At 39.3% G+C, this 13,747-nt stretch carries 16 protein-coding genes; 1 reads left to right on the plus strand and 15 read right to left on the minus strand.

Features of this window, described 5'->3' with window-relative positions; all coding sequences use genetic code 11:
* Positions 1–183: 183 nt before the first annotated feature.
* Positions 184–1,059 carry a DUF1002 domain-containing protein gene (locus LJY09_RS21655; protein ID WP_014458307.1) on the plus strand — a complete coding sequence of 292 codons (876 nt, stop codon included), beginning with the start codon at positions 184–186 and terminating at the stop codon, positions 1,057–1,059.
* Between the two features lie 47 nt (positions 1,060–1,106).
* Here the strand turns inward: LJY09_RS21655 and lysA are convergent, their stop codons facing one another.
* The 15 genes from lysA to xerD all read right to left on the minus strand — a co-directional run bounded on the left by lysA (position 1,107) and on the right by xerD (position 13,741).
* Positions 1,107–2,426 carry a diaminopimelate decarboxylase gene (gene lysA / locus LJY09_RS21660; RefSeq protein ID WP_028411542.1) on the minus strand — a complete coding sequence of 440 codons (1,320 nt, stop codon included), beginning with the start codon at positions 2,424–2,426 and terminating at the stop codon, positions 1,107–1,109.
* Between the two features lie 138 nt (positions 2,427–2,564).
* Positions 2,565–4,046 carry a spore germination protein gene (locus LJY09_RS21665; protein WP_028411543.1) on the minus strand — a complete coding sequence of 494 codons (1,482 nt, stop codon included), beginning with the start codon at positions 4,044–4,046 and terminating at the stop codon, positions 2,565–2,567.
* Positions 4,039–4,605 (minus strand): stage V sporulation protein SpoVABEA, encoded by a 567-nt coding sequence (locus tag LJY09_RS21670; RefSeq protein WP_014458304.1) that lies wholly within the window; start codon positions 4,603–4,605, stop codon positions 4,039–4,041. Before LJY09_RS21670 ends, LJY09_RS21665 begins: the two co-directional genes overlap by 8 nt.
* 6 nt (positions 4,606–4,611) lie before the next feature.
* On the minus strand, positions 4,612–4,962 hold the full coding sequence (gene spoVAE, locus LJY09_RS21675) for a stage V sporulation protein AE (protein WP_013059069.1): 351 nt from the start codon (positions 4,960–4,962) through the stop codon (positions 4,612–4,614).
* Positions 4,950–5,981 carry a stage V sporulation protein AD gene (gene spoVAD / locus LJY09_RS21680; protein ID WP_028411544.1) on the minus strand — a complete coding sequence of 344 codons (1,032 nt, stop codon included), beginning with the start codon at positions 5,979–5,981 and terminating at the stop codon, positions 4,950–4,952. The genes spoVAE and spoVAD overlap by 13 nt, the downstream gene beginning before the upstream one ends.
* Positions 5,982–5,994: 13 nt before the next feature.
* Positions 5,995–6,456, minus strand: a complete 462-nt coding sequence (spoVAC, locus tag LJY09_RS21685) for a stage V sporulation protein AC (protein WP_028411545.1) — start codon at positions 6,454–6,456, stop codon at positions 5,995–5,997.
* A gap of 18 nt (positions 6,457–6,474) precedes the next feature.
* On the minus strand, positions 6,475–6,897 hold the full coding sequence (locus tag LJY09_RS21690; RefSeq protein WP_014458301.1) for a stage V sporulation protein AB: 423 nt from the start codon (positions 6,895–6,897) through the stop codon (positions 6,475–6,477).
* Positions 6,887–7,507: a stage V sporulation protein AA gene (locus tag LJY09_RS21695; RefSeq protein ID WP_028411546.1), complete on the minus strand. Its 621-nt coding sequence runs from the start codon at positions 7,505–7,507 to the stop codon at positions 6,887–6,889. Before LJY09_RS21695 ends, LJY09_RS21690 begins: the two co-directional genes overlap by 11 nt.
* Positions 7,508–7,668: 161 nt before the next feature.
* The gene (sigF, locus tag LJY09_RS21700) at positions 7,669–8,430 is read right to left on the minus strand and encodes an RNA polymerase sporulation sigma factor SigF (protein ID WP_013059074.1); all 762 of its coding nucleotides are present in this window, start codon (positions 8,428–8,430) and stop codon (positions 7,669–7,671) included.
* A 12-nt stretch (positions 8,431–8,442) separates the two neighbouring features.
* Positions 8,443–8,886: an anti-sigma F factor gene (spoIIAB, locus tag LJY09_RS21705; RefSeq protein WP_013084935.1), complete on the minus strand. Its 444-nt coding sequence runs from the start codon at positions 8,884–8,886 to the stop codon at positions 8,443–8,445.
* Positions 8,886–9,236, minus strand: a complete 351-nt coding sequence (gene spoIIAA / locus LJY09_RS21710) for an anti-sigma F factor antagonist (protein WP_014458299.1) — start codon at positions 9,234–9,236, stop codon at positions 8,886–8,888. Before spoIIAA ends, spoIIAB begins: the two co-directional genes overlap by 1 nt.
* Before the next feature lie 102 nt (positions 9,237–9,338).
* On the minus strand, positions 9,339–10,505 hold the full coding sequence (locus LJY09_RS21715; protein ID WP_033579732.1) for a D-alanyl-D-alanine carboxypeptidase family protein: 1,167 nt from the start codon (positions 10,503–10,505) through the stop codon (positions 9,339–9,341).
* A 116-nt stretch (positions 10,506–10,621) separates the two neighbouring features.
* Positions 10,622–11,452 carry a purine-nucleoside phosphorylase gene (locus LJY09_RS21720; protein WP_028411548.1) on the minus strand — a complete coding sequence of 277 codons (831 nt, stop codon included), beginning with the start codon at positions 11,450–11,452 and terminating at the stop codon, positions 10,622–10,624.
* A gap of 16 nt (positions 11,453–11,468) precedes the next feature.
* Positions 11,469–12,650, minus strand: a complete 1,182-nt coding sequence (gene deoB, locus LJY09_RS21725) for a phosphopentomutase (protein WP_028411549.1) — start codon at positions 12,648–12,650, stop codon at positions 11,469–11,471.
* A gap of 197 nt (positions 12,651–12,847) precedes the next feature.
* On the minus strand, positions 12,848–13,741 hold the full coding sequence (gene xerD, locus LJY09_RS21730; protein WP_028411550.1) for a site-specific tyrosine recombinase XerD: 894 nt from the start codon (positions 13,739–13,741) through the stop codon (positions 12,848–12,850).
* Between the last annotated feature and the right edge of the window lie 6 nt (positions 13,742–13,747).

The following is a 13,747-nucleotide window of genomic DNA, read 5'->3' on the forward strand; positions in this document are numbered from 1 at the left end:
TTGTGAGATGAAACTTTTTATAGTATCATCCGTCTAATACAGTGATGGAGATACATAGATTTCATTTTATATAGAAATCTACGCCTCTAGACTGATTTATGGGAAAATGATGAATTGGCTCTGTTACTTCAGACCTGCCCGTATTATAATAGGGCAAGTATGGGATTAAAGGAGGAAAAAGGTTTGAAATTAACGATAAAAGCAATGATGGTGACATTAGGTCTTCTTCTATTCCTAACCGCACCCTTAAAAAGTTTTGCAGATGCTGCTCCGGGCGATGTGATTATTACATTAGGTCAGGACTTAACCAGCTCTCAGAAGCAACAGGTATTAAATGACCTTGATGCACCAAGCAATGCTCAAACAGTAACCGTGACAAACCAAGAAGAGCATGAATACTTAGGTGACTTTATTCCAAAGGCTACTATTGGATCTCGTGCTATTTCATCTTCTAGTATTACCCTTGGCTCAAAAGATTCTGGTTTAAGCGTATCAACTCAAAATATTAATGGTATTACAGATGACATGTATATTAATGCTTTAATGACCGCCGGCGTTAAAGATGCAAAAATCCAGATTACTGCTCCATTTGAAGTATCTGGTACAGCCGCTTTAACAGGTATTATGAAAGCATATGAAGTTCAAACAGATCAAAAAATCCCAGAAGAAGTAAAAAAAGCAGCCAACGAAGAGATGGTCCAAACATCTGAACTTGGTGAAAAAATCGGTAAAGAAAAAGCAGCGCAGTTTATGGCAACGATTAAAGAAGAAATTGCTAAAGAAAATCCTCAAACAAAGGACGATTTACGCACGTTAATTCAGCGCGTGGCTGATGATTTAGGTATTAAATTAACAGATTCAGAGCTTAATACACTGGTTGACTTTTTCAATCGGTTAAAAGATATGAACATCGATTGGAACCAAGTAAAAGACCAGCTTTCTGCGACAAAGGAAAAAGTAACAACATTTCTTCAGTCAGAAGAAGGCCAATCATTTCTTGATAAATTAAAGCAATTCTTTGTTGATATTATTGATGCTATTAAATCGTTATTCTCATAAAAAAGAGCCTCTTGAACAAGAGGCTCTTTTTTTACGTTAATCACTCGTTACTTTTTTACCGTCACTTTGTATTTCACGTCATTTTTTACAATGTCTTCATACGTTTCGCGTTTTACGACTAGCTGTGCTTCTCCATCTTCTACGAACACGACAGCTGGCTTTGGCAAACGGTTATAGTGACTTGCCATAGAATAACCGTATGCGCCTGTACAAAACATCGCTAATAAATCATCTGGGTTTGCTTTTGGAAGATGTACATCCCACATCAGCATATCCCCCGATTCGCAGCACTTACCTGCGATGGATACGAGCTCATCACTCTCATCATTCATTCGATTGGCAATGACCGCTTCATATTTCGCTTGATACAGTGCGGGACGAATATTGTCGTTCATGCCTCCATCAATCGCTACATATTCACGTACATTCGGTACGTGTTTACGAGAACCGATTGAATACAGGGTCGTTCCAGCATCTCCTACAAGAGAGCGCCCGGGCTCAATCCAAATTTCAGGAATTTCTACTTCTAACTGTTTGGACTGCTTTTTGACCTCTTCTATAATAACCTCCACATACTGAGAAACAGGGATAGGCTGATCTTCTTCCGTATAACGAATGCCAAAACCCCCGCCTAAATTTAATACTTGCGGAACAAATTTTATACGTTGTTTCCACTCTTTCATTTTTGCAAAAAGCTTTTGAGTCGCCATAATAAATCCCGTTGTTTCAAAAATTTGCGATCCTATATGACAGTGAATACCTAAAAGTTCTAGCCCCTTGCTATTTTGCACAAGACGCACAGCTTCGTCTGCTTGACCGTTTTGAAGATCAAATCCAAACTTCGAGTCTTCTTGCCCTGTCAAGATATAATCATGTGTATGAGCTTCAATTCCAGGTGTTAATCTGAGAAGAACAGGCATCTTTTTTTGATACTGTTCCGTTATTTCCTCAAGCAATGCAATTTCATAAAAATTATCAACTACAATGCATCCTACATCTTCTTTGACGGCCATTTCTAGTTCTGCTCGGCTTTTATTGTTTCCGTGAAAATGAATTCGTTCTTTTGGAAAGTCAGCTGCTAAAGCCGTATACAGTTCTCCCCCCGAAACAACGTCTAACGAAAGACCTTCTTCATGAACGACTTGGACCATTGCAATTGTCGAAAAAGCTTTGCTTGCATAAGCGACCTGTGCTTTTACCCCATGCTTTTCAAATGTTTCTTTAAATCCTCTAGCACGCTGCCGAATTAAAGCCACGTCATATACGTAAAGGGGTGTCCCAAAATTTGATGCTAATTCAACCGTATCAACTCCACCAATTTCAAGATGCCCCTGCTTATTTATGCGACTTGTTCCGTGTAAAAACATGTTTAGACCCCGTTCCTGTGTATAGTGTAAAAAAGACAGTTAACGGCAATTCGCTGCTAACTGTCTAAATATTTATTATTTTCCATATTTAAAACAAATTTATCACATCTTCATACAGGTTTCAACCACATATTTTGTTTAAGGTTTTGCAGGCTGGCGGTCTTTATCCTGCGGATGCACAATACTAGGTCGCGGATTCGCTCCAGGAACCGGTGTGCGGATGAGAATCTGCCACAAAGCCTGCGGATTAAATGGAAGAAACGGCCACAAATAAGGCGTATTTAATGATTTTAGTCGCGCCATGTAGAGAATGATACACGTTGTCGCAATAAGAAACCCTGGAGTATGAAAGGCCGCCACGAAAATTAACAGAAACAATCGCAGCATTTTATTTGCTACCGCTAACTCATAGCTTGGCGTCGCGAATGAACCAATTGCTGCAATAGCCACATACAAAATAACCTCGGGAACAAAAAGACCTACATCAATAGCAATTTGCCCAATAAGCGCAGCGGCAATCAAGCCCATCGCCGTGGCAAGCGGCGTCGGCGTATGAATGGCCGCCATCCTCAGAAATTCAATCCCAAAATCAGCTAGGAAAATTTGAACAACAGTTGGAATATTTGTTGCTTCGTTTGGTCCAATAAACTGCAATTTTGACGGCAGCAGATCTGGTTCAAGTACAAATAATAGCCATAGCGGTAATAAGAAAAGAGAAGCAAGAATTCCTAAAAACCGTATCCAGCGGATAAACGTACCGACAGAAGGAGCCTGCCTGTATTCTTCCGCATGCTGCACGTGATGAAACAGCGTAGTTGGCGTAATAATAACGCTTGGAGACGTATCGGTAATAATAATCACATGCCCTTCCAGTACATGAGCTGCTGCTGTGTCCGGACGTTCTGTATAGCGTACCATTGGAAAAGGATTAATTCCTTGTTTGACTAAAAACTCTTCAATTGATTTGTCAGCCATCGGCAAACCATCTATATCAATTGCTTCCAGTTCATCTTTTATCAGTTTAACCAGCCCTGGATCAGCTACGCCATTTATGTACCCAATCGCTACGTCCAGTTTTGATCGTTCGCCTACCTTCATAATTTCAAAACGAAATCTTCCGTCACGAATTCGTCTTCTTGTTAACGCTGTATTGATAATGATGTTTTCAGTGTATCCATCTCGTGCTCCGCGAATCACTTTCTCTGTATCCGCTTCTTCAGGGGATCTGCCAGGATATGTACGCACATCGACTTCAAAGCCAACTTCTTCACCGTCAATTAAAACGAATAGCAGTCCTGATAAAACCGATACCATTCCATCATCCAGCGTCTTTAAAGGCTTGACTTGCTGATGAATAAGACGGTTTTCAACAATATCCTTTAACTTTGCTCGTTCAACTTCATTATCATTAATTTGAATGAGTACTTTTGCAATTTCAATAATAAATGAACTATCACACAGCCCCGTTACGTAGTAAATATGAACTTCTCGATCCAAAATAAGCAGTTTACGTACGCCCACATCAAAGCTTGTGTTCATACTAGCGTTTTCCTTGAACCACTGATCGTTTTTTTGCACTTTTGAAAAAATAGCTGTTTTCTTCTCTGCTAGCTTACCCAAACGAACCGCTCCTTTCTAAAATAAGTCTTGCTGCTTTTTCAGTAATAGGACATCCCAGTTTGACATCATCCATCCTAGCCATTTTGCCGATATCTCCTATTCCTACAACTAAGGGAATATCGAGCTGATCCAAGCAGTAAACTGTATCTCCATTAATTCGTCCGACTTCTAACTCTTGAATTCCGCTTTTATCCACGCCGTAATGCGATATTTCCCCAAAACGATCAATGGTCACATCCACTCTTGTCCATTCGCTTTGATGAGTACGTGATGCAACGGCAATCACTCCAAGAACTTCTACTTGAGGATGCTTTGCTACATGCAGCAAAGCAATTTCCCCAGGTCCTTCCTCTAAGAAACCGCTATCGTCGAACATCACAAAGACGGGATCATATGGTGCTTGAAGAATTAAATCTACCGTTTGACTACCTGTTAACGTAGTAGGGTTTCCATATGACCTCGAAATGCACCTGCCACCAACGGATTTAGCTACATGCTCAATTGCTTTGCGCGCATATTCATCGCCATCGGTTACAATAATGATCCTTCTTTTTTTCATAATCTTTTATCCTTTCGGTTTAAAGATTAACGCGATAATAAAAGCAAATAAAATAGCTGCTGAAATTCCAGCGGAGGTAAGTTCAAAAATCCCAATCCCAATCCCGATAAATCCATGGTCATCCGCTTGCTTCATCGCTCCGTGCAACAAGGAATGACCAAAGCTTGTAATTGGAACCGTCGCTCCGGCGCCAGCAAATTCAATCAACTTATCATAAAGACCAAATCCATCTAAAATCGCTCCCGCAACTACAAACGAACTCATAACATGCGCTGGAGTAAGTTTAGCAAGATCCAGCAGCAGCTGCCCAATAACGCAAATGATTCCTCCTACAGCAAAAGCTATTACATACTCCATTGATCATCCCCCTCCCCGATATGTTCTAAGACGACGCCATGAGCAATTGTTGGAATTGACTCTTTTTGCTGAATCATCGTTGGACTTAAAAGAGCTCCTGTTGCCACCATAAACACTTTCTTTAAGTTTCCCGATTTTAATTCATTTAAAATATGACCATACGTGACAATAGCCGAGCAGCCGCAGCCGCTTCCTCCTGCAAATACATTTTGGTCGGGGCGATATACCATTAATCCGCAATCATTATGATTGGTTGATATATCGTAGCCTTCGTCCTTGAGCAGCTGTTTTAAAATTGGACTGCCTACACCAGATAAATCTCCTGTTAAAATAAGATCATACTCGCTTGGCGCGACGTTTAAGTCTTCCAAATGCCTTTGAATGGTATCTGCAGCAGCTGGTGCCATAGCAGAACCCATATCGTTTGCGTTTTTAATCCCATAATCCATTACACGCCCAATCGTTGCAGACGTGAGACGCACAATACCTTTTTCTTTCGAGACCAGCGCTGCCCCTGCTCCCGTAATAGTTGCCGTTGCCGTATCTGGTTTTTGTCCTCCGTACTCGGTAGGATTTCGAAATTGGCGCTCAGCGGTTGCGTTATGACTGCTCGCTGATGCAATAACACGATTAGCAAATCCCGCATCCACAAGAGCTGCCCCTGTTGCCAGCGTTTCCATTGATGTGGAGCAAGCGCCAAACATGCATAGAAATGGAATTTGGTTATGTCGAGCTACAAAATTAGCCGTTACGTTTTGATTTAATAAATCTCCAGCCAAAAACAAATCAATGTCTTCATAGGATAAATTTATTTTTTGCAAGCAGGAGTCAATGGACTCCGTCATCAGTCTTCTTTCAGCTAACTCCCAGTTGTCTTCTTCACAGTGCAAATCTTTATGTGTAATATCAAATGTTTCTCCCAACGGTCCATCTGCTTCTTTTGGCCCTACTGCTGTTCCTGTAGCATTAATGTAAATAGGATTTTCATAAACCCACGTTTGCTTTCCAGTTTTTCTCATAATCCCCCTCTTTTCATAGCAAATAAGTTTTAAAAAGGTAGCGAATGATTCCTACAACGTAAGCCGAAACCGTTCCAAATACAATGACGTTTCCAGCCAGCTTGAACATGTTGGTCGCAACGCCGAGAACAATTCCTTCACTTCGATGTTCAAGCGCTGCACTCGTCATGGAATTGGCAAAACCCGTAACAGGAACGGCTGAACCTGCACCTGCGAATTGACCAATACGATCATATATCCCAAACCCGGTTAAGAGCGCAGATATTAAAATAAGGGTTGCGACGGTAGGATTACCTGCATTTTTTTCATTAAAGTCAAAAAATGCAATATAGAAATTTTGAATTGCCTGTCCTAATGTACAAATGATTCCCCCTACCAAAAAGGCCTTTAGGCAATTTGCCACATATGAAGGTTTAGGCTGAAATGGTTTAATGCTTTCTTGATAGTTATCTTTTAATTTTTGATTATTTGCCATGTTACATACATCCTTTTCTTATTGATTAACAAAATAAATCCAATGAAATAATGACCCGCATACTTTGCCTAGTACAATGGCCATTAACAATAAAATAAGCTTGCCTTCCATTCCTATTCGTTTCGTTAACGTCGGCAATACATTAAGCACTTCTGTTAACGCTGCTGCCAGCATCCCAATAAAAATACCGCTCGTTAGACCTATGATCATAATAAGCACCGCAGGAAACTGCCACGTGTATTGATGAAGACTGCACCAACCGCCTGTAACGGCACCACCTACGACTCCCCACTCATATGCTTGAATGTATTTCATGGTTTTGGTCAGCTGCATCAAACGCGGAATAATGCCCAGCACCGTTAAAAATGCTACAAATCCAGCACCTGCAGCCAATCCTCCCGCAAGTCCAATTACAATGGTCATCACAATGTTAATGATCATCAATTTTTTTCATACTTTCTTTATTCTCGTGCATAATGACGTATTGATCTAAGTCTTGCTGGTAATTAAACATTTCGACTTCGAGAGGACTAGGCTCTTCATTAATTCGTTTTCTAAAGACGTGGTTAAAAAACAGAATCATTCCCAACCCTAAACCGATAGAGTAAGGTACTTGAATCAGCAAAGGCTGCTTATCTCTCAGACCGGTCAGCATATAGAACAATTTTTGATGTACTTGTCTCATACTCACATCTTCGTGAAAGTTCATAATTGCTAAAGCAGCTCCGATGAAGAGAAGAAACCAAACAGCTAGAAAAAACAAAAAGGAATATTGTCTCTTTTTATACACGACCTCTACAATTGTTTGAGCGGGTCCAATCGTCTGAATGTCTAAGTGCGGATACTGAGAGGCAACTTTTTCAATTACCTTCATTAAATCAACAATGATAATATTTCGATCACTCATACTTACTTGATAGACAATTAGCTTTTCAATTTGCTTTTGAACAGAATCTCCTGCTATAACCATTGCTAATTGTCCAATATTTACAGCTTCATCAGGTTTTACTTGAATACGATGCCTCATTTTAAGATAAAGAACGTTTTCCATTCATATCACACCTTACGATTCATTATCTCCCTGTACGTGTAGTATGGATTTTCTTAAATTTTCTAATTCACGTTTCTGAACAGACCATTAATTACCAAATAAAAAAAGCAATCCGTTTCACTATTCTTCTTTGAATAGCAAAACGGATTGCTTCTTAAGTATTACGTGTCATTCATATGCAGCTTCATTTGTTTTAAGATTTTCTTCTCAAGCCTCGATACCTGAACCTGAGAAATCCCTAGCCTTGCGGCCACTTCGGACTGAGTTTGATCTTTGTAATACCTCAAATAGACAATGAGCTTTTCACGCTCATCAAGTTCTTCAATTGCTTCTTTTAAAGCAATTTTATCAAACCACTTCGCTTCCGTATGATCAGCAATTTGGTCAAGAAGGGTAATTGGATCTCCATCATTTTCATAGACGGTCTCGTGAATAGACGAAGGAGCACGATTAGCTTCTTGAGCCAGCACTACTTCTTCAGGAGTGAGATCCAAATGTTCTGCAACCTCAGCGACTGTAGGGACGCGTCCAAGCAATTTGGAAAGCTCATCTTTTGCTTTACGTATTTTATTGCTCATTTCTTTCAGAGAACGGCTAACCTTTACCGTGCCATCATCACGAATAAACCGTTGAATTTCACCAATAATCATCGGAACAGCATATGTTGAAAATTTAACATCATACGATAGGTCAAATTTATCAACGGACTTTAATAGTCCTATACATCCAATTTGAAATAAATCATCGGGCTCATAACCACGGTTAATAAAACGTTGAACAACCGACCAAACGAGCCGCATATTTTTTTGGACGATTGTATCTCGTGCAATTTGATCACCTTGCTGACTGCGCTTGATGAGGTCTTTAACTTCATGATCCTTTAAATACGGTTCGTTTTTATTTTTTTTGACCTCCACATCCATTGGCAAGTCTCCTTAATTACATAGCGCTTTACTATTTGTTAAGTGCTTTTTTAAATATAAGGTCGTACCTTCTAATACAGTAGACTCTACTCGAATTTCGTCCATAAAGTTTTCCATTATGGTGAAACCCATTCCAGAGCGTTCTAGATCTGGTTTCGTTGTGTATAAAGGCTGCTTTGCTTCATCCACGTTATCGATACCAATTCCTTCATCACGAATCATCAGCTCCACTACACCGTCTTCATGAAGCGTCACAGAAATATATACCACACCATCCGGATTGCTTTCGTAGCCGTGAATAATAGCATTTGTTACTGCTTCAGATACGACTGTTTTAATTTCTGTTAACTCATCCATTGTTGGATCTAACTGTGTAATAAATGATGCTACCGTGACGCGGGCAAACGATTCATTTTGACTAAGCGCGGAAAATTGGAGGTTCATTTGATTTTTCATTATGCCACCCCCAATTTTTGAAGCGCGTTTTCTTCATTAGGTTCAAAACGAATAATTTTAAATAAGCCTGACATATTAAACAAACGTTCTACAGCGGGAGAAATAGCGCATACAACCATTTCCCCACCGTTATTATGAACTTGTTTGTATCTCCCTAAAATAACCCCCAAGCCAGAGCTGTCCATAAAGGTTAAATGCTGTAGATTTAAAATCAAATGGCTGATAGATTCCTTCTCTATCGCTTGGGTGATTTTGCTTCTTAGCTCTTCTGCCGTATGATGATCTAATTCTCCTGTTAATCGAACCAACAAGACATCTTGTTTGAATTCCAGTTCAATTGAAAGACTCACTATACAAACCTCCTCGGAAATCTTATAGTCAATCTTTCGCTGCCAACAGAATAGAATCCTTCTCACCGACAAAACTAGTTCTATTTCGTCACATTTAGCTGTTTAAGATGTTTGAGAGAAAATAGAGAACGTACGTTTAAATAGCTTCCACCAAGAAGCAGCATCGATATCTTCTTTTGCAAGAAGCGGTGAAGAACTCATTACTTTGTTATCCTTCTTAATGGTCAACGTTCCAATTTTGTCGCCTTTTTGAATAGGCGCATTTAACTTCTCGTTCATTTTCACTTCTGTTTTAACATCTTTGGCTGCATTTCCTTTTTTCAATAAAACAGAAATAGGCTCTGACGTAACGGCTGTTACCTGATCTTCACTACCCTTGTTTACATCTATCTTGGCAATAACGTCTCCTTTTTTGTATAAAGGCTTCGTTGTATATTGACTGAATGCGTAGTCTAACATTTTGGTTACTTGATTATTGCGATCTTTTGGCGTGCTTGCACCGAATACAACCGCTAACACACGCATATTTCCCTTTTTAGCGGTAGCTGTCAGGCAATACTTAGCTTGACCTGTAAATCCCGTTTTGAGTCCATCAACCCCGGGATAAAACTTCACTAAGCGATTCGTATTTACTAACCAAAACTTCTTATCTGTATCCGTGCGTAAATAAGCTTCGTATTTACTTGTATAGTTAATAATTTTTTCATACTTTAGTAGCTCTCTGCCCATCATGGCCATATCATGAGCTGTACTATAGTGATTTTCTACAGGCAGGCCTGTCGGATTTTGAAATTTTGTATGAGTCAAACCAAGCTCTTTCGCTTTTTGGTTCATCTTTGCTACAAATTTTTCTTCTGATCCAGCTAAATATTCAGCCATTGCCATAGAAGCATCGTTACCAGAACCTATCGCAATCCCTTTTAGCAAATCATTTACCGTCATTTCTTCTCCGGGCTCTAAAAAGATTTGTGAGCCTCCCATTGAAGCGGCATATTCACTTGCTCGCACTTTATCTTTTAAGGTAATTTTCCCTTTATCCAAAGCCTCCATAATTAAAATCATTGTCATAATTTTAGTCATACTGGCAGGGGGAAGTTCTTGATTACTATTTTTTTCGTATAGAATTTTTCCTGTATCCCGTTCAATTAAAATAGCTGACCTAGCACTGTCAGCAAGCTCAGAACTCTTTTTTTCTGCGGCTAAAACAGGTTGCGTCATAAGTGGAAATAAAAATATGACAACGAGTAACTTTACAATAGTTCGCTTCATCTCCACAAACCTCCATTCTTTATACAACCTATTTTTTCCAAGGTATAATCGATTTATACTAAACGAAATAAAAAAAGCATCGAGAAATTCTCGATGCTTGAAGTCATATTTTCTTCTTATTTTTGATCAGCTGGAAGTTGCTTTACTACTTCTTTTACAAGCGATAAAAACTGCTGTTTTACTTTTTCAGTCGTTTCAATCACTTCTTCATGATTTAACGGCTGATCTAAAATACCAGCTGCCATATTAGAAATACAAGAAATACCCAGTACTTTCATACCTGCATGGCGTGCTACAATAACTTCTGGTACTGTAGACATACCGACCGCGTCTCCCCCGATAATGCGAAGCATTCGTACTTCAGCAGGCGTTTCATATGTTGGACCTGTATTTCCTACATATACACCTTCTTGTAAGGCGATATTTAAATCAGCTCCTACTTTCTTCGCTAATTGACGAAGGTCCTTGCAGTAAGCAGTTGACATATCCGGGAATCTTACGCCAAAATCAGAGTCATTAGGTCCAATCAAAGGGTTCGTTCCAAAGTTATTAATATGATCAGAAATAATCATTAAGTCTCCTGGATTAAAGGATTCGTTTACTCCGCCTGCTGCATTCGTTACAATCAACGTTTCTACACCGATTTCTTTCATTACGCGCACTGGAAATGTTACTTTATCAAGGGCGTACCCTTCATAAAAGTGAAAACGTCCTTGCATAGCTACAACCGGTACGTCATGAATAGTACCTATTACTAATTGACCTGCGTGACCTTCAACTGTTGAAACCGGGAACTCAGGAATGTCGTTGTACGGAATTTTTACCGCGCCTTCAATTTCGTCAGCTAATACCCCTAGTCCAGAACCTAAAATAAGCCCAATGGTTGGTGTAACAGCTGATTGATTTTTAATATATGCTGCTGCTTTTTCAATATATTCTTTTTTCATACTCCATTCCCCCTGCTTAATTCAGCTCTTGTAAAAAACTTTTTCCATGCTTAGGCATTGCTACGCCAAAATTTTCTGCTACCGTTGCGCCAATATCCGCAAACGTTTGACGAATAGAAAGTTCTTTTCCTTCTTTCATGCCTTTATTGTACACAAGAAGCGGCACGTATTCACGCGTATGGTCTGTCCCATGATGAACAGGGTCATTTCCATGATCCGCTGTAATAATCAATAAATCATCTTCTTTTAATAAATCAAATACTTCTTCCAAGCGTGCATCATATTCTTCAAGCGCTTGCCCATATCCTTGTGGATCGCGGCGATGGCCATAGAGAGCATCAAAATCAACTAAATTTAAGAAGCTTAAGCCTGTGAAGTCCATGTTTAATGTATCAACTAGCTTATCCATGCCGTCCATATTCGACTTGGTACGAAGAGATTTTGTGACCCCTTCTCCGTCGTAAATATCAGAAATTTTACCGATAGCAATAACATCGATGTCATTGTCTTTTAATTCATTCATTACTGTACGTCCAAAAGGCTTTAATGCATAGTCATGACGATTGGATGTACGAGTGAAGTTACCTGGTTCACCTAAAAACGGGCGAGCGATAACACGTCCAATCATATATGGATCATCAAGCGTTAATTCACGAGCAATCTCACAAATTTTGTACAATTCATCAATTGGAACAATTTCTTCATGAGCAGCAATTTGCAAAACAGAATCTGCTGATGTATAGACGATTAAGTCACCTGTTTCCATATGCTGTTTTCCTAGCTCATCTAAAATTTCTGTACCAGATGCTGGTTTGTTTCCAATAATTTTACGGCCTGTTTTTTCTTCTAATTGTGAAATCAGCTCTTCTGGAAATCCGTCTGGAAACACATTAAAAGGCGTATCAATATTAAGACCCATAATTTCCCAATGACCTGTCATTGTATCTTTTCCGGCAGAAGCTTCCTGCATTTTTGTATAGTAAGCCAACGGCTTTTCGGCTTTATCAATTCCTTTAATTTCACGGATATTGCTTAGACCAAGCTTAGCCATATTAGGCATATGAAGACCGTTGCAGTGTTCTGCAATATGACCAAACGTATCGGCACCTTTATCATTGTATTTTTCAGCATCCGGTGATTCACCGATACCTACTGAATCCATGACAACTAAAAATACGCGTTTATATGTATGCGCCATTTTATTCCCTCCAAATATCAATTTATTTATTCTCTATAAAATTCCCGTTTGGAAATAATTTAACCATCTTCTCTTATTGGTCAGAAGTCTGACCTCTCTATTAGTATAGACGCTTTTTATTTTTTTGTACACAGGAATGAAAGTGTTTTCAATCAAAAAAACCAATGTCTATGAACTTACTGGACATTGGGATCTTCCTACGCTCGCGGGTGAAACTGATTGTATACATCTTTTAAACGCGCTTTTGTGACATGTGTATAAATTTGAGTGGTCGAAATATCCGCATGCCCGAGCATTTCTTGAACAGCTCTCAAATCCGCGCCGTTCTCTAACAAATGAGTAGCAAACGAATGGCGTAACGTATGTGGAGTTAATTCTTTTTCAATTTTTGCTTCAGAAGCTAACTTTTTTAATATTTTCCAAAACCCCTGCCTTGTCAAGCGCCTTCCATGATGATTAACAAAAAGTGCTTTGTCCTGTTCCTTTTGCTTTGTTAAAATACTCCGGCCATGCTGTAAGTACTCTTCAATCGCCTCTGTTGCCAACCTTCCGATGGGGACAATTCTTTCTTTATTCCCTTTTCCGATACACCGAATAAATCCCATCGTCAAATGTGCATCATCAATATTTAAGTTAACGAGTTCAGATACACGAATTCCAGTAGCATAAAGCAATTCAAGCATCGCTTTGTCTCGTATGCCAAAAGGCGTCGAAGTATCAAACACATTTAACAGCGCCTCTACTTCCTCTGCATTTAGCACTTTTGGCAGCTTGCGCTCAAGCTGCGGAGTATCAATATGAACGGATGGATCTGTATCCGCTGCTTTTTCCCTTAGTAAGAATTGATGAAAAGATCTAGTTGAAGCCACATGTCTCGCAATCGTTTTAGATGATTTTTGCTGATCACTTAAATATTTCAGAAAATTAACGATGTGGAGTCTTGTTACTTCATTAAATGATTTCAGCTGCTCTACATGCTCTAAATATTGAGCATACTTTTTTAAATCTCGTTCATACGAATCAATCGTATTTTTCGCCAGTCCCCGCTCTACTACTAAATAATGAATAAAATCTTGAATTTGATCATTCAATAGCCT

The sequence above is a fragment of the Priestia sp. J2 genome (assembly GCF_020790095.1).
Classification (GTDB): Bacteria; Bacillota; Bacilli; order Bacillales; family Bacillaceae_H; genus Priestia; species Priestia zanthoxyli.